Origin of the sequence: Hydrogenophaga sp. 5NK40-0174 (genome assembly GCF_040372165.1) — a bacterium.
Classification (GTDB): domain Bacteria; phylum Pseudomonadota; class Gammaproteobacteria; order Burkholderiales; family Burkholderiaceae_C; genus Hydrogenophaga.
In genome coordinates this window covers 163,800-188,267 of sequence record NZ_BAABWG010000002.1, presented here as the reverse complement: position 1 = coordinate 188,267, position 24,468 = coordinate 163,800, and the positions used below count along the sequence as shown (strand labels likewise).

General features: G+C 61.5%; 21 protein-coding genes. 2 read left to right on the top strand and 19 right to left on the bottom strand.

What is annotated here, in order from left to right:
• Nucleotides 1-15: 15 nt before the first annotated feature.
• Together mtgA and ruvC are read left to right on the top strand one after the other, a co-directional pair.
• Nucleotides 16-780: a monofunctional biosynthetic peptidoglycan transglycosylase gene (mtgA, locus tag ABWV89_RS06535; protein ID WP_353395389.1), complete on the top strand. Its 765-nt coding sequence runs from the start codon at nt 16-18 to the stop codon at nt 778-780.
• A gap of 43 nt (nt 781-823) precedes the next feature.
• A complete protein-coding gene (gene ruvC, locus ABWV89_RS06530) occupies nt 824-1,372 on the top strand; it encodes a crossover junction endodeoxyribonuclease RuvC (RefSeq protein ID WP_353395388.1) in 549 nt (182 codons plus the stop codon).
• Here the strand turns inward: ruvC and lpxC are convergent, their stop codons facing one another.
• The 19 genes from lpxC to ABWV89_RS06435 form a co-directional block, all read right to left on the bottom strand.
• Nucleotides 1,373-2,296, bottom strand: a complete 924-nt coding sequence (gene lpxC / locus ABWV89_RS06525; protein ID WP_353395387.1) for a UDP-3-O-acyl-N-acetylglucosamine deacetylase — start codon at nt 2,294-2,296, stop codon at nt 1,373-1,375.
• A gap of 105 nt (nt 2,297-2,401) precedes the next feature.
• The gene (ftsZ, locus tag ABWV89_RS06520; RefSeq protein ID WP_353395385.1) at nt 2,402-3,628 is read right to left on the bottom strand and encodes a cell division protein FtsZ; all 1,227 of its coding nucleotides are present in this window, start codon (nt 3,626-3,628) and stop codon (nt 2,402-2,404) included.
• A 239-nt stretch (nt 3,629-3,867) separates the two neighbouring features.
• Nucleotides 3,868-5,097 carry a cell division protein FtsA gene (ftsA, locus tag ABWV89_RS06515; RefSeq protein WP_353395383.1) on the bottom strand — a complete coding sequence of 410 codons (1,230 nt, stop codon included), beginning with the start codon at nt 5,095-5,097 and terminating at the stop codon, nt 3,868-3,870.
• Between the two features lie 18 nt (nt 5,098-5,115).
• Complete coding sequence (locus ABWV89_RS06510) at nt 5,116-5,916, bottom strand: cell division protein FtsQ/DivIB (protein WP_353395381.1); 801 nt, start codon at nt 5,914-5,916, stop codon at nt 5,116-5,118.
• A gap of 5 nt (nt 5,917-5,921) precedes the next feature.
• Nucleotides 5,922-6,908 (bottom strand): D-alanine--D-alanine ligase, encoded by a 987-nt coding sequence (locus tag ABWV89_RS06505; RefSeq protein ID WP_353395379.1) that lies wholly within the window; start codon nt 6,906-6,908, stop codon nt 5,922-5,924.
• Nucleotides 6,905-8,308 (bottom strand): UDP-N-acetylmuramate--L-alanine ligase, encoded by a 1,404-nt coding sequence (murC, locus tag ABWV89_RS06500; RefSeq protein ID WP_353395377.1) that lies wholly within the window; start codon nt 8,306-8,308, stop codon nt 6,905-6,907. The genes ABWV89_RS06505 and murC overlap by 4 nt, the downstream gene beginning before the upstream one ends.
• Nucleotides 8,305-9,390 (bottom strand): undecaprenyldiphospho-muramoylpentapeptide beta-N-acetylglucosaminyltransferase, encoded by a 1,086-nt coding sequence (gene murG, locus ABWV89_RS06495; protein WP_353395376.1) that lies wholly within the window; start codon nt 9,388-9,390, stop codon nt 8,305-8,307. The genes murC and murG overlap by 4 nt, the downstream gene beginning before the upstream one ends.
• Nucleotides 9,387-10,667: a putative lipid II flippase FtsW gene (gene ftsW / locus ABWV89_RS06490; protein WP_353395375.1), complete on the bottom strand. Its 1,281-nt coding sequence runs from the start codon at nt 10,665-10,667 to the stop codon at nt 9,387-9,389. Before ftsW ends, murG begins: the two co-directional genes overlap by 4 nt.
• Nucleotides 10,664-12,511, bottom strand: a complete 1,848-nt coding sequence (gene murD / locus ABWV89_RS06485; protein ID WP_353395373.1) for a UDP-N-acetylmuramoyl-L-alanine--D-glutamate ligase — start codon at nt 12,509-12,511, stop codon at nt 10,664-10,666. The genes ftsW and murD overlap by 4 nt, the downstream gene beginning before the upstream one ends.
• The gene (mraY, locus tag ABWV89_RS06480; RefSeq protein ID WP_353395371.1) at nt 12,508-13,686 is read right to left on the bottom strand and encodes a phospho-N-acetylmuramoyl-pentapeptide-transferase; all 1,179 of its coding nucleotides are present in this window, start codon (nt 13,684-13,686) and stop codon (nt 12,508-12,510) included. The genes murD and mraY overlap by 4 nt, the downstream gene beginning before the upstream one ends.
• Complete coding sequence (locus ABWV89_RS06475) at nt 13,676-15,094, bottom strand: UDP-N-acetylmuramoyl-tripeptide--D-alanyl-D-alanine ligase (protein ID WP_353395369.1); 1,419 nt, start codon at nt 15,092-15,094, stop codon at nt 13,676-13,678. The genes mraY and ABWV89_RS06475 overlap by 11 nt, the downstream gene beginning before the upstream one ends.
• Nucleotides 15,091-16,641: a UDP-N-acetylmuramoyl-L-alanyl-D-glutamate--2,6-diaminopimelate ligase gene (locus ABWV89_RS06470; RefSeq protein WP_353395367.1), complete on the bottom strand. Its 1,551-nt coding sequence runs from the start codon at nt 16,639-16,641 to the stop codon at nt 15,091-15,093. Before ABWV89_RS06470 ends, ABWV89_RS06475 begins: the two co-directional genes overlap by 4 nt.
• A complete protein-coding gene (locus tag ABWV89_RS06465; RefSeq protein ID WP_353395365.1) occupies nt 16,641-18,425 on the bottom strand; it encodes a peptidoglycan D,D-transpeptidase FtsI family protein in 1,785 nt (594 codons plus the stop codon). The genes ABWV89_RS06470 and ABWV89_RS06465 overlap by 1 nt, the downstream gene beginning before the upstream one ends.
• Nucleotides 18,422-18,724 (bottom strand): cell division protein FtsL, encoded by a 303-nt coding sequence (gene ftsL, locus ABWV89_RS06460; RefSeq protein WP_353395364.1) that lies wholly within the window; start codon nt 18,722-18,724, stop codon nt 18,422-18,424. Before ftsL ends, ABWV89_RS06465 begins: the two co-directional genes overlap by 4 nt.
• Nucleotides 18,724-19,647, bottom strand: coding sequence for a 16S rRNA (cytosine(1402)-N(4))-methyltransferase RsmH (gene rsmH, locus ABWV89_RS06455; protein WP_353395362.1), 924 nt, complete (start codon nt 19,645-19,647; stop codon nt 18,724-18,726). The genes ftsL and rsmH overlap by 1 nt, the downstream gene beginning before the upstream one ends.
• A gap of 9 nt (nt 19,648-19,656) precedes the next feature.
• Nucleotides 19,657-20,082: a division/cell wall cluster transcriptional repressor MraZ gene (gene mraZ / locus ABWV89_RS06450; protein ID WP_353395360.1), complete on the bottom strand. Its 426-nt coding sequence runs from the start codon at nt 20,080-20,082 to the stop codon at nt 19,657-19,659.
• A 372-nt stretch (nt 20,083-20,454) separates the two neighbouring features.
• A complete protein-coding gene (hslU, locus tag ABWV89_RS06445; protein WP_353395358.1) occupies nt 20,455-21,786 on the bottom strand; it encodes an ATP-dependent protease ATPase subunit HslU in 1,332 nt (443 codons plus the stop codon).
• Between the two features lie 64 nt (nt 21,787-21,850).
• On the bottom strand, nt 21,851-22,396 hold the full coding sequence (gene hslV / locus ABWV89_RS06440; RefSeq protein ID WP_353395357.1) for an ATP-dependent protease subunit HslV: 546 nt from the start codon (nt 22,394-22,396) through the stop codon (nt 21,851-21,853).
• 70 nt (nt 22,397-22,466) lie between these two features.
• The gene (locus ABWV89_RS06435; protein ID WP_353395355.1) at nt 22,467-24,410 is read right to left on the bottom strand and encodes an STAS domain-containing protein; all 1,944 of its coding nucleotides are present in this window, start codon (nt 24,408-24,410) and stop codon (nt 22,467-22,469) included.
• Nucleotides 24,411-24,468: the final 58 nt, after the last annotated feature.

Here is a 24,468-nt window from a genome sequence, read left to right as displayed (position 1 = left end):
AGAGGACGGTCGAACATGAGAAAGTACCTGGGAATCATCGGCAGCTGGTTGCTGTTCGTGTTGGCTGCAGGGGTCGCTCTCCAGGTGTTTTTTCTGGCACGCATTGGCATGATGACCGTGGTAGACCCGCAAAGTACTTCGTTCATGCGATCTGAAGCCTGGCGCCTTGGTCGGTCGAGCATCGGGGAAGGCACCCCCATGACCTGGTCGGCACAGTGGGCAAACTATGACGAAGTCAGCGCGTCGCTCAAGCGTGCAGTGGTGGCAGCAGAGGACGCCAGATTCACTGAGCACAACGGCTTCGAGTGGAATGCCATGGAGTCCGCCTGGCGAAAGAACGCCAAGCGCATGGCGCAGGCAAACGCCGGAGCCAAGAACAAGCCAAAGACGCGGCCGGCTCAGGCCAGTGTGCGGCTGGTGGGTGGGTCGACCATCTCCCAGCAGCTGGCCAAGAACCTGTTTCTCTCGGGTGAGCGTAGCTATTTGCGCAAAGGGCAGGAGTTTGTCCTGACCGTGATGCTCGAAGGCCTGTTGAGCAAGGAGCGCATTCTGGAGATTTACCTCAACACCGCAGAATGGGGTGAAGGCGTCTTTGGCGCCAAGGCGGCTGCCCAGCACTATTACAAGCGTTCGCCCGGCAAGCTCAGCAGCTACCAGTCAGCCCAACTGGCCAGCATGCTGCCACGGCCCAAGTTCTATGACTCGCGCCGGGATTCGGTGGCCTTGTCCGGCAAGGCACGCAGGGTTCAGGGCCGCATGGGTGCTGCAGCCATCCCGTGAGAACAAAGCGACGCCCTGTTGTTGATCTCCACACTCACCCTCTATGCGCATTCTCGGTATTGATCCAGGCCTTCAATGCACCGGCTTCGGTGTGGTGGATGTGGTCGGCGGCAAACTGAGCTATGTGGCCAGCGGCACCATTCAGACCAGCCCCAAGGACGGCGCATTACTGCCCGAGCGACTGAAGGTGCTTTACGAAGGCATTACCGAAGTGGTGGCCCGGTACAAGCCCGACGTGTCCGCTTGCGAGATTGTGTTCGTGAACGTCAATCCACAGGCGACGCTGATGCTGGGTCAGGCACGGGGTGCCTGCCTGACCGCACTGGTGGCCAGCGGCCTGACTGTCAGCGAGTACACCGCTTTGCAGCTCAAGAAGGCTGTGGTGGGCTACGGAAAGGCAGCCAAGCCGCAAGTGCAGGAAATGGTCAAGCGGCTGCTTTTGCTCCCGGGTCTGCCCGGCAAAGATGCGGCCGACGCCTTGGGACTGTGTATCACCCACGCGCAGGTGGCGAGCACGGCTCAGGCCATCAACAAGGTAGCGCCTCTCAAAGCCAGGGCGACGGCGCAGTACCGTGCCGGGCGAAACTACTGATTACCAGGCGGGAGCGAGCTGGGCAAAGCCTTTTGGCGCCTCCCGCTCCGAGGCAAAACTCACTTCTTCCCAGGCGTCTGGCTGCTCGAGCAGGGCGCGGAGCAGCTGATTGTTCAACGCATGGCCTGAACGAAAGGCCGAATAGGCGGCCAGCATGGGTTTGCCCACGGCATACAGGTCGCCGATGGCGTCCAGCATCTTGTGCTTGACGAACTCGTCCTGGTAGCGCAGGCCCTCCGAGTTGAGCACCTTGACGTCATCCATGACGATGGCATTGTCCAGGCCACCGCCCAGTGCCAGCCCTCGCGACCGCATCATTTCCAGGTCACGGGTGAACCCGAACGTGCGCGCTCTGGCAATTTCGCGAGCGTACTGACCGCTGCTGAAATCAAACTCGACCCGCTGCCCGGTGGCATTGACCGCAGGATGGTCAAACTCGATCTCAAAGCCCAGCTTGTAGCCGTTGAACGGGTCAAGTCGCGCCCATTTGAGATTGCGGCCTTCGCCCTCACGCACTTCGACGGGCTTTTTCACCCGGATGAAACGCTTGGGCTGATTCTGCAGTTCAATGCCGGCGCTTTGCAGCAAATAGACGAACGATGCGGCTGATCCGTCAAGGATGGGGACTTCCTCGGCCGTGATGTCCACATAGAGGTTGTCCAGCCCCAGACCCGCGCAAGCGCTCATGAGGTGCTCGATGGTGAGCACCTTGACGCCGTCTTTGGAGATGGTGGTCGCCATCCGGGTATCGGTCACGGAGGCTGCGTTGACCGGGATTTCAACCGGTTCAGGCAGGTCCACACGACGGAACACGATGCCGGTATTGGGCGCAGCCGGGCGCAGCGTCAACTCTACCCGTTGACCGCTGTGCAGACCGACGCCTACCGCTTTGGTCAGGGATTTGAGGGTGCGTTGCGCAAGCATGCCTACATTCTACCTATTCGGGATAACCCTTGCCGAGACAGGACCCGCTGGCCGGAGGGGGCCAAGCCCACCTCCGGCTGCCGGATCGGAGACGACCGGCGCCGATCAGTCAGCCTGCTTGCGCAGGAAAGCCGGGATCTCGAAGTCATCCATGCCGCCAGATGACAGGGCGTCGACCTTCGCCGCGGCCTGGGTGCGGTTGGTGCGCCAGACGCTTGGAACAGCCATGGAACCGTAGTCCGGCTGCGTCGTGCCGCCGGACTTGTGGCTGCCAGCGCCACCAACGGCTTCATTGACCGTCGGGACGTTGAACGGCACATCGTCAGTACCCGTGCGCAGTACCTGCAGCGGAGGCGCAGTGCGACGAACGCCTTCGCGCGACAGACCGGTAGCCACCACAGTGACGCGCATCTCGTCACCCAGGGAGTCGTCGTAGGCAGCGCCGTAGATGACGTGGGCGTCTGGCGAAGCGTAGGCACGGATGGTGTTCATGGCCAGCTTGGACTCCGACAGCTTGAGCGAACCCTTCGCGGCAGTGACCAGCACCAGCACACCCTTGGCGCCAGAGAGGTCAATGCCTTCCAGCAGCGGGCAGGCCACTGCTTGCTCGGCGGCGATGCGGGCACGATCCGGGCCGGAGGCCAGCGCGGTACCCATCATGGCCTTGCCAGGCTCGCCCATCACGGTGCGGACGTCTTCGAAGTCGACGTTGACATTGCCGTACTCGTTGATGATCTCGGCGATACCGCCGACCGCGTTCTTGAGAACGTCGTTCGCGTGGGCAAAGGCTTCGTCCTGGGTAATGTCGTCACCCAACACTTCCAGCAGCTTCTCGTTGAGCACCACGATCAGCGAGTCGACGTTGGCTTCCAGCTCGGCCAGGCCGTTGTCGGCATTGGTCATGCGGCGGCCACCTTCCCAGTCGAAAGGCTTGGTCACCACGCCCACGGTCAGAATGCCCATTTCCTTGGCCACACGAGCGATCACAGGTGCAGCGCCGGTGCCTGTGCCACCACCCATGCCGGCGGTGATGAACAGCATGTGGGCTCCGGCGATGGCTTCGCGGATTTGCTCGACCGCTTCTTCTGCGGCATCAGCGCCCTTCTCCGGTTTGCTGCCAGCACCCAGGCCGGTCACGCCGAGCTGGATGGTGGTGTTGGCTGCGCTGCGGGTCAGGGCCTGCGCATCGGTATTGGCGCAAATGAAATCCACGCCTTGAACACGGCTGGAGATCATGTGGTCGACTGCGTTTCCGCCGCCGCCGCCCACGCCGATCACTTTGATCTGAGTACCTGCGTTGAATTCTTCAACTTCAATCATTTCGATGCTCATGTCTACCTCCTGTGCGGAACCGGTTGCCTCGGCTCCAATGTCAATCAATCAAGTAATGCAATGAATCTTTGTCTGGGTCTGGCCCCCGGCCGTTTCCGGGGGCTTGCTTCAACCAGGCGGCCCGGTGCATTCCATGCAACGGGCCATTGATCGCAACCAGCGCGGGGGCGGCCAGAGGTGGGTTCGTGCACGCTCGGTCTTCACGGCCATGCGAGCAGTCGTCGTCAGTGCTGTTTTCATCAGAACGTCCCCACAAACCAGTTTTTCAGGCGCTCCAGCGCACCCTGCATGGATCCGGCCTTCTGCGCCACCTTGTGGCCACGCAGACGTGCCAGTCGAGCTTCTTCCAGCAAACCCATGACCGTGGAAGCGCGTGGTTGCGCGACCATGTCGGACAGCGCGCTGGCGTAATGCGGCACACCGCGGCGCACGGGCTTGAGGAATATGTCTTCTCCCAGCTCCACCATGCCTGGCATGACGGCGCTGCCACCGGTGAGCACGATGCCGGAAGACAGGACTTCCTCGTGCCCGGATTCGCGGATGGCTTGCTGGACGAGCGAAAAGATTTCTTCGATGCGCGGCTCGATCACGCCCGAGAGAGCCTGGCGGCTGAGCATGCGCGGGCCGCGGTCGCCCAGGCCGGGGACTTCGACCTGTTGGTCAGGGTCGGCCAGCAACTGCTTGGCGCAACCACTGGCCACCTTGATGTCCTCGGCATCAGCCGTGGGCGTGCGCAAGGCCATGGCGATATCGCTGGTGATCAGGTCTCCAGCAATTGGAATCACTGCGGTGTGGCGGATGGCTCCGCCAGAGAAGATGGCCACATCCGTGGTGCCCGCACCAATGTCCACCATGGCCACGCCAAGCTCTTTCTCGTCATCGGTCAGCACCGCCTGGCTGGAGGCCAGTGGGTTGAGCATGAGCTGATCCACTTCCAGACCACAGCGACGCACACACTTGATGATGTTCTCGGCCGCGCTTTGAGCGCCTGTGACGATGTGCACCTTGGCTTCCAGCCGGATGCCGCTCATGCCGATCGGCTCTTTGACTTCCTGCCCGTCGATCACAAACTCCTGCGGCTCCACCAGCAGCAGGCGTTGATCCGTGGAAATGTTGATCGCCTTGGCCGTCTCGATCACGCGTGAGACATCGGCAGGCGCCACTTCGCGGTCCTTGATGGCCACCATGCCGCTGGAGTTCATGCCGCGGATGTGGCTGCCGGTGATCCCCGTATACACGCGGGCGATGCGACAGTCGGCCATCAGCTCGGCCTCCTTGAGTGCCTGCTGGATGCTCTGTACGGTGGCGTCGATATTGACTACCACGCCGCGCTTGAGGCCGTGGCTGGCGGATACGCCCAGACCAGCCAGCTTGAGCTGACCGTCCGACTGGACTTCGGCGACCACGACCATGATCTTGGCCGTGCCAATGTCCAATCCAACCACCAAATCCTTGTATTCCTTGGCCATGATTGATGCTTTTCGTCTTTAGCGTCTGCTGTTTCGGTTGTTGGTTCGGGCGTCTTCAGTCAACGTCGTCACGCCTTCCATGCGCAATGCATAGCCGTTGGGGTATCGAAGATCGACAGCCTCCACGGCGCCGGGATAGCGTTGCGTCATTTGATTGATGGTCTGGGTAAAGCGATCGACCCGCCCCATGATTTCGACTTCAGTTCCTCTTCCGAGTTCGATCCGAGCCTCGTTGTCCAGCGTGGCCAGCCAGCCACCCCGGTCGGTCAGCTCAAGGCGCACAAGCTTCATGCCTGCGCCATCGAGCGAGGAATGAAGGCGACGGTACAGAGACCAGATATCTTTCGACCGCTCGGCAGGCCCTGCGAGTTCGGGCATACCGTCCGACTCGTCTGGCATGGCATCAAACACTTCACCCAGGTCGCCCACCAGTTGCCCGGAGCCTTCCTTGCCCCACCAGGCGACGGCACGATACTCTTCAAGTCTGACCCGAAGCCGGTTGGGAAATTCGCGCTGCACGACGGCCTGCCGGACCCAGGGCACCGATTCGAACAAGGTACGTACCTTAGCCAGGTCGACAGTGAGGAAGCTGCCGGCGAGCGCTGTCTGCATCTGGGTTGACAGTTGTGCTCGCAGCGTGACGTCACTTTGGTGTGCGACATCACCGTGAACGCTGATGGATCGGACGGCCCACATGGGATGTCGCACGACCCAGGTCCCCATACCAACCAGGCACAGCACGGCAAACGCACTGAACAATGCGTTTGCCATGACGGTCATCAACCGTACGTCCATGGGCAGTGAGGGATTGGCAGCCATCCGGATCAGCGCTCCTTCTTCTTGCCAAGGTTGTCCAGCGAAGCCGATGCCAGCACCTGCAGGCACAGGGCTTCATACGAGATTCCCACCGCGGCCGCAGACATGGGAACCAGTGAATGCGTCGTCATCCCTGGCGCGGTATTGATCTCCAGCAGCCAGGGCTTGCGGCTGCGCGCGTCGATCATCACGTCAACGCGCGCCCAGCCACGGCAACCCAGCGCTTCAAACGCTTGCAGTGCCAGCTTCTGAATCTGCGATTCCTCGCCTTCGGGCAGGCCACAGGGAACGAAGTACTGGGTGTCGTTCTTGAAGTACTTGTTCTGGTAGTCGTAGTTGCCATCAGGTGCCACGATGCGGATGACCGGCATGGCACGAACGCCGTCTGCGCTGGCCAGGATGGGGCAAGTGACTTCGTCTCCCGAGATGAACTGCTCGCACATCACCAGGGGGTCCTGCGACGCCGCCAGCTGGTACGCCGTCTCGCACTGGGAGACATCCATGACTTTCGTCAGGCCAATGGTCGAGCCTTCCCGCACCGGCTTGACGATCATGGGCTTGCCCAGGGCCTCGAACGCCTTGCGCGTCTGAGGCACACTCTCGACCTTTCGCCACGCTGGTGTCGCAAGGCCTTCAGACAGCCAGATACGCTTGGTCATGAGCTTGTCCATGGCCAGACTCGACGCCAGAACGCCAGGGCCTGTATAGGGGATGCCCATCAGCTCAAGCGCACCCTGAACCGTGCCGTCTTCGCCCCAGCGACCGTGCAATGCGATGAAGCAGCGATCGAACCCGTCCGCCTTGAGGTCGGAGAGCTCACGGTTGGCCGGATCAAACGCGTGAGCATCCACCCCCTGGGAGACCAGCGCCGCGAGCACACCATTGCCCGACATCAACGAGACCTCTCTCTCCGCTGAGCGGCCACCCATGAGAACGGCGACTTTGCCCATGGTTGCGGGGTCGACTTTCACGTTCTTCTGCGAGGTATCGCTCATGCCTGACCTCCGATCTCCACGACCTGTCCAGCCACGGCACCGATCGATCCTGCCCCCATGCACAAGACCACGTCGCCGTCGGCTGCGTTGTCGAGAATCGCTTGCGGCATATCCGAAATTTCGTCGACAAAGACTGGCTCGACCTTGCCGGCAACGCGCAGAGCCCGCGTCAGACTGCGGCCATCGGCCGCGACGATCGGAGCCTCGCCAGCGGGATAGACCTCCGCGAGCAAGACGGCGTCGGCCTGCCCGATGACTTTGACAAAGTCTTCGAAGCAGTCCCGTGTCCGGCTGTAGCGGTGAGGCTGGAACGCCAATACCAGCCGCCGATCAGGAAACGCGCCGCGCGCTGCGGCAATCGTGGCGGCCATCTCGACCGGGTGGTGTCCGTAGTCGTCAACGATCGTCGCTGCGCCGCCAGTGGCCAGGCGGACATCTCCGTATCGCTGGAACCGACGTCCCACGCCCTTGAAGTCCGACAGAGCCTGCTGGACAGCACTGTCCGGGATACCCAGCTCTACGGCGATACCGATCGCCGCCAGAGCATTGAGCACGTTGTGTTCGCCTGGGAGATTGAGCTCCACGCGAAGGTCAGGCATTTGCTCACCATTGCGGCGCAAGACCGTGAAGTGCATCTGGCCTTCACAGGCTTTGACATCGACTGCTCGAATCTGCGCATCTTCAGACAGACCGTAGGTGGTGATGGGGCGCGCAATTTGCGGCAGCATCTCCCGAACGGCCGGGCTGTCCACGCACACCACCGCTGCGCCATAAAAAGGCATGCGATGCAGGAAGTCGACAAAGGCGCTCTTGAGCTTGCCGAAGTCGTGCCCGTAGGTGTCCATGTGATCCGCATCGACGTTCGTGACCACTGACAGCATGGGCAGAAGATTCAGGAACGATGCATCGGATTCATCGGCTTCGACAACAATGTACTCACCCGTTCCAAGGCGCGCATTGGCGCCTGCGCTGTTGAGCCGGCCTCCGATGACGAAGGTCGGATCAAGGTCTGCCGCAGCCAGCACGCTCGCCACCAGGCTGGTGGTCGTGGTCTTGCCGTGGGTGCCGGCAATGGCTACGCCCTTTTTCATGCGCATGAGTTCGGCGAGCATGATGGCGCGAGGCACGACAGGAATCAGGCGCTCGTGGGCGGCCACCACTTCAGGATTGTCTTCCTTGACGGCCGTGGACGTAACGATGGCATCAGCCCCTTCCATGTAGGCGGCATCATGTCCGAAATTGACCTTGGCACCCATTTCACTGAGACGACGTGTCGCTGCACTCTCGCCCAGGTCACTGCCTGAGATGACGTAGCCCTGGTTGAGCAGCACCTCGGCAATGCCGCTCATGCCTGCTCCACCGATGCCGACGAAGTGAATATGGCGAATCGCGTGTTTCATGCCGCCCTCACTTTCGCCAGTACCTCGCAGGCGCCGACCATCGCTTCAACTGCGCCGAGCTTTTCGCCCTCCTTGGCTTTGACGGCAACGGACAGCAGCTCTTGCCGGGTCAGCGCGCGAAGGCGATCAGCCACCATTTGCGCGGTCAACTCGTTCTGCCTGGTCAGCCAGGCGCCGCCTTTGTCCGAGAGGAACCGGGCATTGGTGGTCTGATGGTCATCGACCGCATGGGGAAACGGAACGAACCAGGCGGCTGCACCGACTGCGGCAATTTCGGTCACCGTACTGGCACCACTGCGGCAGATGATGAGGTCCGCGTCAGCGTAGGCTTGTGCGGTGTCGTCGATGAATGGAGTCAGTTCGGCGGTCACACCGGCCTTTTCGTAATTGGATTGCAGCTCGGCGATTTGCTTTTCGCCGCTCTGATGAAGAATGATCGGACGCTGAGCATCGGGCAACAAGGCAACTGCCTGGGGCACGATTTCATTGAGTGCCTTGGCGCCAAGGCTGCCACCCACCACCAGTAGCTTGAGCGGGCCCGAGCGACCGGCAAAACGTTCCGCCGGCGAGGCCTGCTCGAGAAAAGCACGGCGCAAGGGGTTGCCAATCCATTGCGCTTTTTCGATTGCGCCTGGAAATGCAGAAAAGACTTTGTCGGCCAGCTTTGCGAGCACTTTGTTGGCCAGCCCGGCGACCGAGTTCTGCTCGTGCAGGACCATGGGTTTGCCCAGCAGGCTGCCCATCATGCCGCCAGGAACAGTGATGTATCCGCCCAGGCCCACCAGCACATCCGGCTGTACGCGCCGCACGACGCCAATCGCTTGCGCAAACGCCTTGAGCAGACGAAGCGGCAGCAGCAGCACGGTCTTGAGACCCTTGCCTCGCACGCCACCGAACTCCACCGTCTCCAAGGTGAATCCGCGTGCCGGCACCAGGCGGCTCTCCATGCTGCCTGGCGCACCCAGCCAATGGACACGCCATCCACGATCGCGCAGGGCTTCCGCCACGGCCAGGCCGGGGAAGATGTGGCCACCGGTACCGCCGGCCATGATCAGCGCTGCGGGTTGATGCTGACCGGTCATGCACGTCCTCCCCGCATCAGCTGCCGGTTTTCATAGTCGACCCGCAGCACGATGGCCAGCGCCACCATGTTCATCAGAATCGCTGACCCTCCATAGCTCATGAACGGCAGCGTCAGACCCTTGGTCGGCAATGCGCCCAGGTTCACGCCAATGTTGATGAAAGCCTGAAACCCGAACCACAAGCCCACGCCCTGGGCCACCAGTCCCGAGAAAACCTGATCGAGCGCAATGGCCTGCCGACCGATGTACATGATCCGGCGAGTCAGCCACAGGAAAAGACCGATGACGAGCAACACTCCGATGAGGCCGAATTCCTCACCCACAACGGCAAGCAGGAAGTCGGTGTGGGCCTCTGGCAACCAGTGCAGTTTCTCGACGCTGCCGCCGAGTCCGACACCAAAGATCTCACCACGGCCGAAAGCAATCAGGGAATGTGAGAGCTGGTAGCCCTTGCCCAGCGCATGCTCTTCGCTCCAGGGGTCGGTGAAGGCCATCAGTCGTTGCAGGCGCCAAGGGCTGGTGAGCACCATCGTCGCCAGCGCTGCCACCATCACGGTCCCGATCAGGATGAACATGCGAACGTTGACGCCACCGAGGAACAGAATGCCCAGTGCGATCACCGCAATCACCATGAACGCACCGAAATCGGGTTCAGCCAGCAAGAGCAAGCCCACCACACCCAATGCGACAGCCACCGGTGCGACAGCGCGGAAGAAGCGCTCCTTCACTTCCATCTTCCGAACCATGTAGCCGGCGGCGTACAACAGCACGGCCAGCTTGGTAAGCTCGGAAGGCTGAAAGTTCATGACACCCAGAGAGAACCATCGGCGAGCACCGTTCACTCCTTTGCCGATCACAGGCACAAGCACGAGCACCAGCAAGACCAAAGCGCCAGCGAACAGCCAAGGCGAGAGCGTTTCCCAGGTTCTCATGGGAAACTGGAAGGCCAGCATGGAAGCCACGATGCCCACGGTGATGGCCACACCATGGCGAAGCACGAAATGCGTGGGGGCGTAGTTGGCAAACCGTGGGTTGTCTGGCAATGCGATCGAGGCCGAGTACACCATCACAAGGCCCCAGCACAGCAAGGCCACCGTCACCCACATCAAAGGCTGATCAAATCCCAGCTCTCGCACGGCCGTGTTGGGCGCGCCGGTGTAGGAACGGCTGGACAAGCGCACGGGCAAGTCGGCAGTGCTGGCAGCATCAGCGTCTGACCGGCCAAACAAACCCTTGAGTTTCCCCAGGGTGCTGGAAGCGGCATTGCTCAGACTCATGCGCCGCCCTCCAGAACCACGCCGCGATCGGCAGCCAGGCTCTTGACCGCATCGATGAAGGCCTCAGCGCGATGCACATAGTTGTCAAACATGTCGAAGCTGGCACAGGCTGGAGACAGAAGCACTGCGTCGCCTGCTTGCGCCAGTTCTGCTGCCAGGTTGACGGCCTCTTCCATGCTGGCTGCTTCACGCAAGTCCAGCGCCTGCTCGGCCAAACCGGTCTTGATTTGCTCTCCAATGCGTTGTCCATCACGGCCATAGAGAATCACGGCCCGCGAGCATGTCGCCAGCGCCTCGGCCAGAGGCTCAAAATTCTGGCCCTTGCCTTCTCCACCCAGAAGAACCACCAGCCGCCGGCTGACGCCCAGGCCCTTGACCGCGGCCAGCGTGGCACCCACATTGGTGCCCTTGCTGTCGTCAATGAACTCGACGCCATCGATCAAGCCGACCGACTCCACTCGATGCGGCTCCCCACGGTATTCACGCAAACCATGCAGCATCGGCGCCAGCGGCGCGCCTGTGGAAGTCGCCAACGCCAGGGCAGCCAGAGCGTTCATGGCGTTGTGGCGCCCCTGGATGCGCAGTGCATCGACAGGCATCATGCGCTGGTAGTAGATTTCGTCTGGCTCATCATGGCGCCCACGCTTGCGCGTTTCGTCAACCGCGAGCGCACGTACCAGCCAGTCCATCCCGCCGAGCGACTCGATTCCCCAGTCACCCGGGCGTTCAGGCGTGTCTTGTCCGAACGTCTGAAACTCACGGGCGGGCACTTGTCGGTTGCGGCCACTGATCTTCACTGTCACCAGCTCGGGTTCCATGGCCATGACCATCTTGTCATCGCGATTGAGCACCATCAAGGCATCTGCGCCAAAGACGTTGGTCTTGGCTTGCACATAGGCCGGCATGGACGGGTGCCAGTCCAGGTGATCTTCGGTCACGTTGAGCACCGTAGCAGCCGTCGGCAAAGCAGACCACGCTCCATCTGAGAGGCCATCGAGCTGAAAGCTCGACAGCTCCAGCACCCATACCTGTGGCAGGTGAGGAGGAGCCGGTGGCTCTGGGGCCGGTGGCTCCAGCAAGGCAACTGACTCTTCTTCAGCGCTCTCGTCCGCAGCGCCATCCGAGCCCTGTTCTCCTCCATCGGCAGTGTCCGCATCGGTCTCCGACACGTCTTCCTCGGATGCGCTTTCGCCTTCTGACGTATCGAACAGATCAGGAGCTGTTTCGGCATCGACCTCATCGCTCTCAGCTGCGGCAGCCGCTTCAGCTGCGGCCTGCGCAGCTTCTTCTGCCGCCCTGGCCTCGTCCTCAGCCATGCGAACCACTTCCAGGTCCAGTGCCGCCGCCAGAACATCCAGCATCGATGGGCCAATATTGCCAGCCGTGGCCACCCTCCATTCGCATCGGTCCAGCAACTGACTGGCCAGCGAAGTGACTGTGGTCTTGCCATTCGTGCCCGTGATCGCCAGCACTTTGGGGTGATAAGGCCATTCTTGTCGCTGACCCAGGTCGCGAAGCGCACGGGCGAACAGTTCCAGCTCACCGACGAGCTGCATGTCCGGTTCGGTGGCCCACGCCAGTACCTCGGCCAAGACGTCAGGCGCCAGGCCAGGACTCTTGGCCACCAGTGACCAGTCCGCACGATCCATCAAGGCACGATCGAACGGCGTGCAGACAAATGTCGCCCCCGGACAGTCACTTTGCAGGGCCTGCAGCTGTGGGGGCGCTTCACGCGTGTCAGCCACGGTCACGCAGGCGCCCTGGCGGGTGAGCCAGCGTGCCATCGCCAGTCCCGAGACGCCGAGACCGAGGACCAATACGTTCTGACCTGCGACTTCGCTCATCTCAGCTTCAAGGTGGACAGCCCCACCAGGCACAACAACATGGTGATGATCCAGAATCGAACCACGACTTGGGTTTCCTTCCAGCCCTTTTTCTCGAAATGGTGGTGCAGCGGCGCCATTTCCAGCAGACGGCGACCCTGGCCGAAACGTTTGCGCGTGTACTTGAAGTAGCTCACCTGAGCCATGACCGACAAAGCCTCGACGACAAAAATGCCGCCCATGATGGCCAGCACCACTTCCTGTCGAACAATGACGGCAATGGTGCCCAACGCGCCACCCAGTGCCAGCGCGCCGACATCACCCATGAAGACCTGGGCCGGATGGGTGTTGAACCACAAAAAGGCCAGCCCGGACCCCGCCATGGCCGCGCAGAAGATGAGCAGTTCACCGGCTCCCGGAATGAAGGGGAGCAGCAGGTATTTGGCAAACACTGCGTTGCCCATGACGTAGGCAAAGATGCCCAGCGCAGAACCCACCATCACGACTGGCATGATGGCCAGACCGTCGAGCCCGTCGGTGAGGTTCACAGCATTGCTGGAGCCGACAATGACCAGGTAGGTCATGATCACAAACCCAAACACACCCAGCGGATAGCTGATTTCCTTGAAGAAGGGAACCATCAAGCCCGCCTGTGGTGGAAGGTCGACCGAGAAACCCGACGCCACCCATTCGTAGAACAGCTGAAGCACCCGGGTGTTGCTGCTCTCGGAGATGCTGAACACGAGATAGAAAGCAGCCACCAGACCAATCACGGATTGCCAGAAGTACTTTTCCCGGGAGCGCATGCCTTCGGGATCCTTGTGCACCACCTTGCGCCAGTCGTCCACCCAGCCGATGGCGCCAAAGCCCAGCGTGACGATCAGAACAATCCACACAAAGCGATTGGACAGGTCGAACCACATCAGCGTGGACAGCGCGATCGCAAACAGGATCAGTACGCCGCCCATGGTCGGTGTGCCGCCTTTGCTCAGGTGGGATTGCATGGCGTATTCGCGGATCGGCTGACCGATCTTGAGTGCCGCCAGCCGGCGAATCACAAAGGGTCCTGCCGTCAGACCGACGATGAGTGCCGTCATGGCAGCCATCACCGCACGGAACGTGAGGTACTGAAAGACTCGCAGGAAGCCGAACTGGGGGCTGAGTTCCTGCAACCACTGGGCGAGACTAAGCAGCATGCTGAGCCTCCTTGCCTGCTGCCCGGAGTGCGGTCAGGCCGGCAACGGCATCTACCACGCGATCCATCTGCATGTATCTTGAACCCTTGATCAGCATGCTGCGAACGTTCATGCCGTCTTTCAACTGGAGAACAAGCGCCTCGGCCAGTCCGTCAACAGTCATGAAATGTGAAACGTTGGCTGCCTTGGCACTGCCGAGCACGGCGCCAAAAGTGTCGCCCGTACACAGAATGTGCTCAATGCCCTGATCAGCGGCTGCAGCAAGCACCTCTTCATGGAAGGCCGCGCCCTGATCACCAACCTCACCCATATCCCCCAGAACGAGCACCCGAGGAGAAGGCAGCTCGGAGAGCACACGGACGGCCGCCAACATGGAATCCGGGTTGGCGTTGTAGGTGTCGTCGACCAGGTCGACAGACTGGCCGCCGAACTCAAGGCGCATGGCACGCGAGCGGCCTTTGACAGGCTCGAAGTCCGACAGACCTTTTGCGATGGCTTCCAGCCCGACACCGGCGGCCAGCGCACAGGCGGCGACAGCAGCGGCGTTGCGCACATTGTGTCGCCCCGCGATGTGAAGCCGGGTACTCATCTCGCCATCTGGTGTTGCCAGTTTGACCGACCAAGCTCCGTCATGCCATTGGGCGGACGTGACATGCAGATCGGCATTGGGGTCCGAGTCACTGAACGTCAGTACCCGGCGACTGCCGGCCAGCTCTCGCCAGACTGGCGTGTAGGCGTCATCTGAAGGAAACACCGCCACCCCGCTCGCTGGCAACGCCGAGAGCACGCTGCCGTTTTCCCTGGCCACAGCCTCGACTGTTTCCATGAATTCCAGGTGTTCTCGCTGCGCATTGTTCACCACGGCGACCGTCGGCTGGGCCAGCGAAGCCAGGTAGGCGATCTCGCCCGGGTGGTTCATGCCAAGCTCGACCACCGCAAGACGGTGGTTGTCACGCAGCCGAAGCAGCGTCATGGGCACACCGATGTGGTTGTTGAGGTTGCCCTTCGTCGCCAGTGCGTCGTCGCTGACTGCTTCCGCGAGGACACTGGCCAGCATTTGCGTGACCGTGGTCTTGCCGTTGCTGCCCGTGACTGCGACCAGCGGAAGATCGAACTGCTCCCGCCAGAGGCGACTGAGCTCGCCAAGAGCTGCTGTCGTGTCCGGCACCTCAACCCCGACAAGGCCAGCCTGAGCCAGACCATGCTGTGCGATCGCCGCCACGGCGCCGTCGTCCCGGGCCTGGGAAAGAAACGCGTGAGCGTCGAACCGCTCGCCAACGAGGGCTACAAACACATCGCCACTGGCGACGCTTCGTGAATCCGTATGGACGCGCACCGCCTCGGCGGGAAGGTCTCCGACGACGCGGGCACTCGACAGGCGAGGCAGGAGCTTCATCAAGGAAGTCATTGAATCACCTCCTGCGAGCCCGACACCGACGTGCGGGCACTCAATGCCTTGCGCGCCTGCTCCTGGTCAGAGAAAGGCATACGGACGCCTGCGACCTCCTGGTAATCCTCATGCCCCTTGCCAGCAATCAGAACGATATCCTTCGGATCGGCATTCTGGACGGCGAGTGCAATGGCTTTCGCCCGGTCTGTTTCAACGACAGCGGCAGAAGGCTGCTGCAGGCCGGCCACCATTTCAGCCAGAATGGCGTCGGGTGATTCACTGCGAGGGTTGTCGCTGGTGAGGATCACGGTCTGCGCAAGGCGCTCTGCAGCAGCTGCCATCAAGGGCCGTTTGCTGCGGTCACGATCACCGCCACAACCTGCCACCACGCCCAGCCGGCCTCCGCGCGCTTTCGCCAACGGAACCAGTGCACTCAGCGCCTTTTCCAGCGCATCTGGCGTGTGGGCATAGTCAATCAGGACGAGAGGCACACCGTCGACTGACGCGACCGGCTCCATGCGGCCTGGCACGGCAGTGAGCACCTCCAGGGCATCAGCCACCCGCTCGAAATCGATACCCAGGGCACGAGCACCAGCGGCCACACACAGCAGGTTGTGAATGTTGTAGTCACCGACAAAAGGCAGGCTGACGTCCACCTTGTTGGTGACTTCTTGTCCGGCATTGCGCTCGACAAGCGTCCAGCGCATCCCGGTCGGGGTGTGCGCGATGCCCTCTGCTGACATGCGCGCGTCTCGGCCTTGCACTGTGACGGTCCACACATCCAGCCTGGCCTCGGCGCTCAGGTGACGGGCCAGCGAGTCGCCGCGGGCATCGTCAACGTTAATGACAGCGGCCTCCATGCCTTCCCACGCAAACAGGCGTTGCTTGGCACGCCAGTAGGCGTCCATGTCGCCGTGGTAGTCCAGGTGATCCTGGCTGACATTGGTCAGCAGGCCCACTGCGATGCGGGTAGCGTTGAGACGGCCTTCTTCCAGCCCGATGGAGGACGCCTCGAGCACGCATGCGGAAGCGCCGCCGTCCACCATGCGTCGCAACTGGGCCTGAAGCAACACCGGGTCCGGTGTCGTCAAACCGGTTTTCTCCAGCTCGAGCGCTTGCCCCGCTGCACGCTCTCGACCCGGCATACCGACACCCAGGGTGCCCACGAGTCCACTGGGCCGTCCCAGCGCATTGAGCAACTGCGCCAGCCACCAGGCCGTTGACGTTTTGCCATTGGTGCCGGTCACCGCCAGCACATCCAACGACTGGCTCGGCCTGTCGTAATAAGTGGCAGCCAGCTCACCGGCCAGGCTTTTCAATCCGGCCACCGCCACGACCGGCTGAGCATCAAGCGCAAAACCCTCTACCCCGGCCCGCTCAACCACCGCGCCGACAGCACCGGCGCCGATGGCGTCGGCCACGAAGCGCCTGCCATCAGTCGCTGCGCCAGGCCAGGCAACAAATCCGTCGCCGGGGCCGATCTTGCGGCTGTCGCAATGAAGCCCGCCGCTGACGCGTGCCTTGAGCCATTGAGCTGCCTGAGCGGAAGACATCGTCTGCATCATCAGAACGACTCCTCCACGGTTTCCGCCACGATTTGCGGCGTCACGCTCATGTCCGGCTGAACGCCGAGAATGCGGAGTGTTTGCTGGACTGTCTCGCTGAACACGGGCGCTGCGACCAGTCCTCCGTAGTACTCGCCATTTCGGGGCTCGTCGACCATGACCGCCACGACAATGCGCGGATTTTCGACCGGCGCCAGGCCAACAAACCAGCTGCGGTAGCGCTTTGCGGCGTACCCCTTGCCCTCGACCTTGTGAGCCGTCCCCGTTTTGCCCCCGACCGAGTAGCCCATCGTCTGAGCCTTGGGAGCGGTGCCTCCTTTGCGGGTGGCGAGTTCGAGCATGTGCCGGACAGATCGCGCGGTGTCTTCACTGAAGACGCGAACACCTTGCGCAGGCTCGTCACGCTTGACCATGGTCAGCGGAATGATCTCGCCGTCGCGCGCGAAGACGGTATAGGCCCGAGCGAGCTGAAAGAGAGACACCGAGAGTCCGTAGCCGTAGCTCATCGTCGCCTGCTCGATCGGCTTCCAGGTCTTGTAGGGGCGAAGGCGGCCGCTGACTGCTCCCGGGAACGGCACTTGAGGCTTCTGCCCGAAACCCACCTGCGCGAACACTTCCCACATTTCGCGGGCTGGCATGCGCATCGCCAGTTTGACGGTACCAACGTTGCTGGACTTCTGGATGACTTCCGCGACCGTCAAGGCATCGTTGCGGTGTGCATCCCGAATCACGTTCCGACCCACCTTGATCCAGCCAGGTGACGTGAACACTGTCGTGGACGGCTTGACCATGCCGCTCTCCAGAGCCAGTGCAATGGTGAACGGCTTCATGGTCGAACCAGGCTCGAAACTGTCGGTCAAGACGCGATTGCGCAGCTGGTTTCCCGTCAGCGATTGACGGTGATTCGGGTCGTAGCTGGGGTAGTTGGCCAAGGCCAGCACTTCGCCACTGATGGTATCGATCACCAGAACACTGCCTGCTTTGGCGCGGTGGGCAAGCACGGCGCTCTTGAGCTTCTGATAGGCAAAGTACTGAATCTTCGTATCGATGGAGAGCTGGATATCGGGGCCATCCACGGGTGGCACGACATCACGCAAGTCTTCAATCACCCGCCCCAGGCGGTCCTTGATCACGCGACGTGAGCCATTCTTGCCCGCGAGCTTGCTGTTGAAAGTCAGCTCGATGCCTTCCTGGCCTTTGTCCTCCACATTGGTGAAACCAATGACGTGAGCCGCAGCCTCACCTTCTGGGTATTCGCGCTTGTACTCCCGCGTCTGGTAGATGCCCTTGATATCCAGTTCGGCGATCTGTTTGGCCAAAGGAGCATCCACCTGGCGCTTGATCCAGACAAAGGTCCGGTCTTCGTCGGCCAGCCGCTTTTTCAGGCGCGAGTACTGAATACCCAGAAGCTTGGCCAGCTCTTTGAGCTTGGGTTCAGCCTTGTCGACGTCTTCCGGTATGGCCCAGATACTCTGCGCTTCAACACTGGACGCCATCAGAAGGCCGTTGCGATCAAGAATGCGCCCACGATGCGCCGGCAGTTCCAGCGTCCGTGCGTAGCGGACCTCGCCCTGGCGCTGAAAGAAGTCATTGCCAAACACCTGGACGTAAGCGGCACGTCCGGCCAGACCGGCAAAAGCCAACGCCAGGCCAGCCACAATGAGCTTGCTCCGCCAGACGGGTGTCTTGCTTGCCAGCAGTGGACTGGCGCCATAGTTGATGCTCAGCCGTCCGGATGCTCGTGCTGCCCCGCGAGATGAAGCATTGGCCCGCTTGCCACTCATTGCTCACCTCCTTCGGCCACTGCGCTGGCGCCAGCACTGCGCTGCCCCTGCACATACTCGGTGATCGCGGGATTGACCGGACGCATCTTCAGGCGCTTCGACGCGAGCTGCTGCACACGCTCAGGCGTGGACAACTCGCGCTTTTGCACTTGCAGCTGTGCGAGCTCGGCGTCGAGCTTTCGCCCTGCTGCACTGGCCTTGTCCACCGCGGTGTAAAGGCGGCGGGACTCGTACTGGGTGTGCACCAGGTAGAAGGCACTGCCCAGAACCAGCAACAACAGGATCAGATTGGTGCGCATCAGGCCGGCACCTCCGAGCGCTCGGCATGGCGCATCACGGCGCTGCGTGCCCGCGGATTTTGCTCGACCTCATCCTTGGAGGGCATGACCCGCTTGACGGCCCGCAGACGGGTCGGCTCTGGCTCCACGAAGGCGACCCGGCGGTCCACCACGGCGCGCGAATGCCTGGCCATGAACTGCTTGACCATGCGATCTTCCAGTGAATGGAAGCTGATCACCACCAAACGACCTCCTGGACGCAAAACATGCAGGCTGGCCTCTAGCGCTTGTTGCAACTCTTCAAGCTCGGCGTTGATGAAAATCCGAAGAGCCTGAAATGTGCGCGTTGCAGGGTCCTTGCCCGGCTCGCGGGTTTTGACCGCGCCAGCCACGACTTCGGCCAACTCGGCGGTGGTTCCAATAGGGCCCCGTTCCTGTCGGCGACGATCAATCGCCTTTGCAACCGATTGAGCAAACCGTTCTTCGCCGAATTCACGTATCACCTCCGACAGAGTTGGGATGTCGACTGTCGCCAGCCACTGCGCCACGCTTTGTCCTCGCGTGGTGTCCATGCGCATATCCAGAGGCCCGTCCTTGCGAAAGGAAAAGCCCCGGCTCGGGTCGTCGAGCTGCGGCGAGCTCACACCCAGATCCATCAAGATTCCATCCAGACTGGCCGGCGGCAACTCCCCCAAATGCGCAAAGCCCTCGTGACGAAGGCTCAAGCGGGGATCTGTCTCGGCCATTGACCGCGCTGTCTCGATGGCCTGCGGGTCCTTGTCGAAAACAATGAGTCGACCATCCGGAGACAATTTCTCCAGGATGGCCCGCGAGTGCCCACCCCGGCCGAACGTAGCGTCCACATAGACGCCATCCGGCTTGACTTGCAGCGCGTCCACGGCTTCTTGGAGCAGGACGGTCTGGTGATTCCATGTTGCTTGCACCACCGGCCTTCAGAAGGAGAAATCCTTGAACACGTCGGGCATCTCGCCCTTCATGGCTTCTGCTTCCTGCTCGGCGTACACCTCGGCATCCCACAGTTCGAAGTGAGCACCCATGCCCAGCAGGACCGCCTCCTTGGTGATGCCAGCCGAAGCACGCAGCTCAGGAGCGATCAACACACGGCCCGTGGCATCCATTTCGACATCCTGGGCGTTGCCCAGAAAGATGCGCTTCCACCACTGCGCCTGCATCGGCAGCGCCGCAATGCGCTCACGGAACTTTTCCCACTCATTTCGAGGGAAAATCATGAGACAACCGTGTGGATGCTTGGTAATGGTGAGCTGTCCGGCCGCTTCGGTCAGGGCGTCACGATGCCTTGTGGGCACGGACATCCGGCCCTTGGCATCGAGATTGAGAGAGGAAGCACCCTGGAACACGTTGATTAAGCCTTAGAAGACACTTTTCACCACTTAATTGCACTTTTTTCCACTGTAGCAGGTTTATGGGCGCGCGCAAGGCTGCGCGCACTTTTTTTTGTAATGAAATCAACCACTTAGAGCAGGTTTCACGAAAAAATGCGAGAAAAAACCCCATAAAAAGCAAGCACTTACAACGCGGTTTGAATGTGATGCTTCAAGCAGGTAACGCTTCACTTTTCGAGTGGCGTCCGATCAACGGCAAGGTGCACGCGAGGTCCCCGGGGCCTGAGCCAGCGTTACAGGCACGAAAAAGCCGCGCCTGGCAGCACCAGAACGCGGCATCGGTGAAGGGCATGGCCACCAGGCCTGGCCCTTGATCAGCAACAGCGCTTACAAGATGTAGCGGGACAGATCCTCGTCCTGGCTGAGCTCACTCAGGCGCTCGTCGACATAGGCGGCGTCGATCACCACCGTTTCGCCGCTGTGCCGCGTGGCCTCGAAACTGACGTCATCGAGCAGGTGCTCCATCACGGTCGAGAGCCGTCGCGCCCCGATGTTCTCTGTGCGCTCATTCACATCGCAGGCGATTTGCGCCAGACGACGGATGCCCTCAGGCCGGAAATCCAGCGTGACCTCCTCCGTGGCGAGCAATGCCTGGTATTGCTTGGTCAGCGAAGCGTGGGTTTGCGTCAGGATCGCCTCGAAATCGTCGACGGACAGCGATTGCAGCTCGACCCGGATGGGGAAACGCCCCTGCAGCTCGGGAATGAGGTCGCTGGGCTTGGAAAGGTGAAACGCACCACTGGCCACGAACAGAATATGGTCCGTCTTGACCATGCCGTACTTGGTCGACACCGTCGTGCCTTCGACCAGCGGCAACAGGTCGCGCTGGACGCCCTGACGCGACACATCGGCCGAGCTTCCACCCTCATTGCGCGTGGCGACCTTGTCGATCTCGTCGATGAAGACAATGCCGTTTTGCTCGGTGTTGACCAAAGCCCGGGTCTTGGCGTCTTCTTCATTGACCAGCTTGCCCGCTTCTTCATCGATCAGCAGCTTCATCGCCTCCGCAATCTTCAGCTTGCGTTTGTGCATGCGCTCCTGGCCCATCTGCGAGAACATGCCACGCAGCTGCTCCGCCATTTCTTCCATGCCGGCAGGCCCCATGATCTCCATCGCTGGCTTGGCTTCAGCCACGTCGATCTCGATTTCCTTGTCGTCGAGCTGCCCTTCCCGCAGTTTCTTGCGAAAGCTCTGGCGTGCCGCGCTGTCCTGCGCTGATGTCGGCTCCAGCCCTGCTGAACGCGGCGGCGGCAACAGCGCATCCAGGACCCGTTCTTCCGCCGCTTCCTCGGCCCGCATGCGCTGGCGCTTCATGTCGGCTTCCCGCTCCTGCTTGACCGCCATTTCCACCAGGTCGCGGATGATGCTGTCAACGTCCTTGCCCACATAGCCTACCTCGGTGAACTTCGTGGCCTCAACCTTGATGAAGGGTGCATTGGCCAGGCGCGCCAAGCGTCGGGCGATTTCGGTCTTTCCCACGCCAGTAGGGCCAATCATGAGGATGTTCTTGGGCGTGATCTCGGCCCTGAGCTTCTCGTCCACATGCTGGCGACGCCAGCGATTGCGCAAAGCGATGGCGACCGCGCGCTTGGCGCCTTGCTGGCCGATGATGAACCGGTCCAGTTCGGACACGATTTCCTGGGGGGTCATGGAAGACATAGGAGGGAAGGAAAAGCTGTGATCTTGATCTGACAGTCAGGCTGGCGGTGGAGGCGGCTGCGCCTCACAGCACTTCGACTGTGTGATTGAGGTTGGTATAGATGCAGAGGTCGCCTGCAATCTTGAGCGACTCGCGCACCACCTGCTCGGCACTGAGATCCGTATGGTCAATCAGCGCCTTGGCGGCAGACTGTGCGTAGGCCCCACCTGAACCAATGGCCACGATGCCATGCTCCGGCTCCAGCACATCGCCATTGCCTGTGATGATCAGCGAAGCCGTGTGGTCGGCCACCGCCAGCATGGCCTCAAGCCTGCGCAGCACCCGATCGGTACGCCAGTCGCGGGTCAGCTCAATGGCTGCACGTGCCAACTGGCCCTGGTGCTTCTCCAGCTTCGCTTCAAATCGCTCGAACAGCGTAAAGGCGTCAGCAGTCGCTCCGGCGAACCCTGCCAGCACTTTGTCGTGATAGAGCTTGCGCACTTTGCGCGCTGTCCCCTTGACAACGATATTTCCCAGAGTCACCTGACCGTCTCCGCCAATGGCGACCTGGATGCCTTCGGGAGTCTGGCGCCGGACGCAGACGATGGTTGTGCCGTGATATGAATCCATCGGCCACAGCTTGGGGCGGATGCCCCGGTTTCAATACCCGGCAGGCAAGAAAGCGGCAATGACCCGCTGATCAGTCGTTGCGGACCACCACGCGAGCGTACTCGGTGATGCCGATGACATTGAAAAAGGCGGAAATCAACCGGTGGACGTCAACAAACTGCACCATGCGGCCTTCACCCTGGTGCGCCGATACCCAGTTGAGCAAGGTGCCTGCGGCCGAGAAGTCGACACGAATCAGGTTTCGGCAGGAGATGATGAACACATCCGCACCTTCGAGCTTCTGATCCAGCTCGTCCAGCAGCTGCTGCGGATCGCCCCGGATCTCACCAGACATGTCCACCATGCCCAGATGGTCGACGCCAGGTGCCTGGGAGTCCATCACCGAGTCGCCATGGAACTCCGATACAACGTCTTCACGCACCGGGTTGCCCAGCACGGAGCTGACTTCTTCAGAGCCGTCTTCGGCGACTGCCTTGCAATTGCACACCGGGCTCTCCCAGGCGGGAGGCGACACTTCGTAGGTAACGCAGAAATCCAGCGCTGCCAGCTCAAACTCGTCAGCCCGGTTGAGCAGCCTCAGGGTGGCCAGACGCAGCTCCCACCAGAGTTGCTCGACGTCGCGGCGCCCCGAAGGCGTCAACTCCTTGAGCAGCTCCGCCAGGCTGGGAGCGCCCAGCATGCGCATCTCAAGGTCCTGGTCAGCCCAGAGCGTGAGCAGACCCAGAAGTGCCCGCGCAGCTTTCTGATCAATGGACTGAATGGGCGACCAGTCGATCACCCATGGCTGCGCCACCCTGGCGAGCACATTCTGCAATGTGCCAACTGCGTGGGCGTCCAGATATTCCTCGCTCACCCATGCGGCACGATGCGTACTGGGCTCGGGTTTGGTTTCCTTGCCGGACAACACCGAGACCAGTTCCTGCATGTCAAACCATTGCGGCGCAGACCGGCCAAAGCGATTGACGAAGTCGACTGCCTGGCTTTCAAACGGCGCCAGTTGCCCGGTTGCCCGGTACAAGTCAAACAGCGCCAGCCAGTCATCGACATTGTCCGAGCAACTTCCGTTTTCACCCAGCGCTTCGAGCAGCCCTTCTTCGGCACCCTGATCATCGCCGTTGGCAAACCGGATGGAGGCTTCTTCCACTTCCGGGTCTTGCGCAATTTCCTGCGTGTCCAGCGCAAAGAAATGGGACGCAGAGAAGTCCCCGTCGGTTGACGTCATCGCGTCCTGGGCCTTGCGCGCTTGCATGAGGCCAGTCTTGCGCCGCTGGATCGACACTTCGTCACCGGCAACAGGTGCAGCCTGTGGCACTTGGGCGTCGAGGTCTGCCAGATCGTCGTCGCCCAGGGTGGGCACCTTGGCGCCAGGCGGCGGGCCGGAAGGCGTATCAGGCACTTCACCGGGAGGAAGCGTGGTCGCCATGTTGCCAGAGACAGACATGGGTTGGGTCGGCGCATCCTGGGGCCCGGGAACGATGCCACCATTGACGTCCCCGTTGCCGGAGTGCGGGCCCATGGACAGTGGCGACCCTTCAGTCTCCTTGTACTGGGCCTGGCGGCGGTTCTCGGAAGGTGCGTCAGCCCTGGCCTCGGCGCCTTCAACACTGGCCTGAGTGGTGGCGCCACCGCCACCGCCGGTGCTGAGGTTGTCTGGCCCTTTGGTCTTCCACCACTGCATCGACATCTGGGCTTCGATCTCGTCGATCTTCTTCAGGGTCATGGCCCGGTCGTCCGGTTTGGACGGCAGACTGCTCTGGAAGAACGATGGCCGCACTCCCGGGCCTTCGCCCGGCTTGCCCTCACGCGCACGGATCTTGCGCAGCATGTCGAACTCGCGTTTGCGCACGAAATCGTTTCGGCGCTTGCGCTCGACCATTTCCTTGAGCGCAGCTTTGCTGTACTCGCTCTCCCGGTCGGAAGAGCGAGTGTCCAGCTCGGCCCAGCTCGTCGTCGGATGACGGACGAACTTCACCACCTTCGAGAGGAAGCCGCCGTTCGAGTCGTCGTTGGACATGCGTTGCGCTGGACCGTTAAGTGAGATGGGTTGAAAGCTGTGAATGAGGATGAGCCAG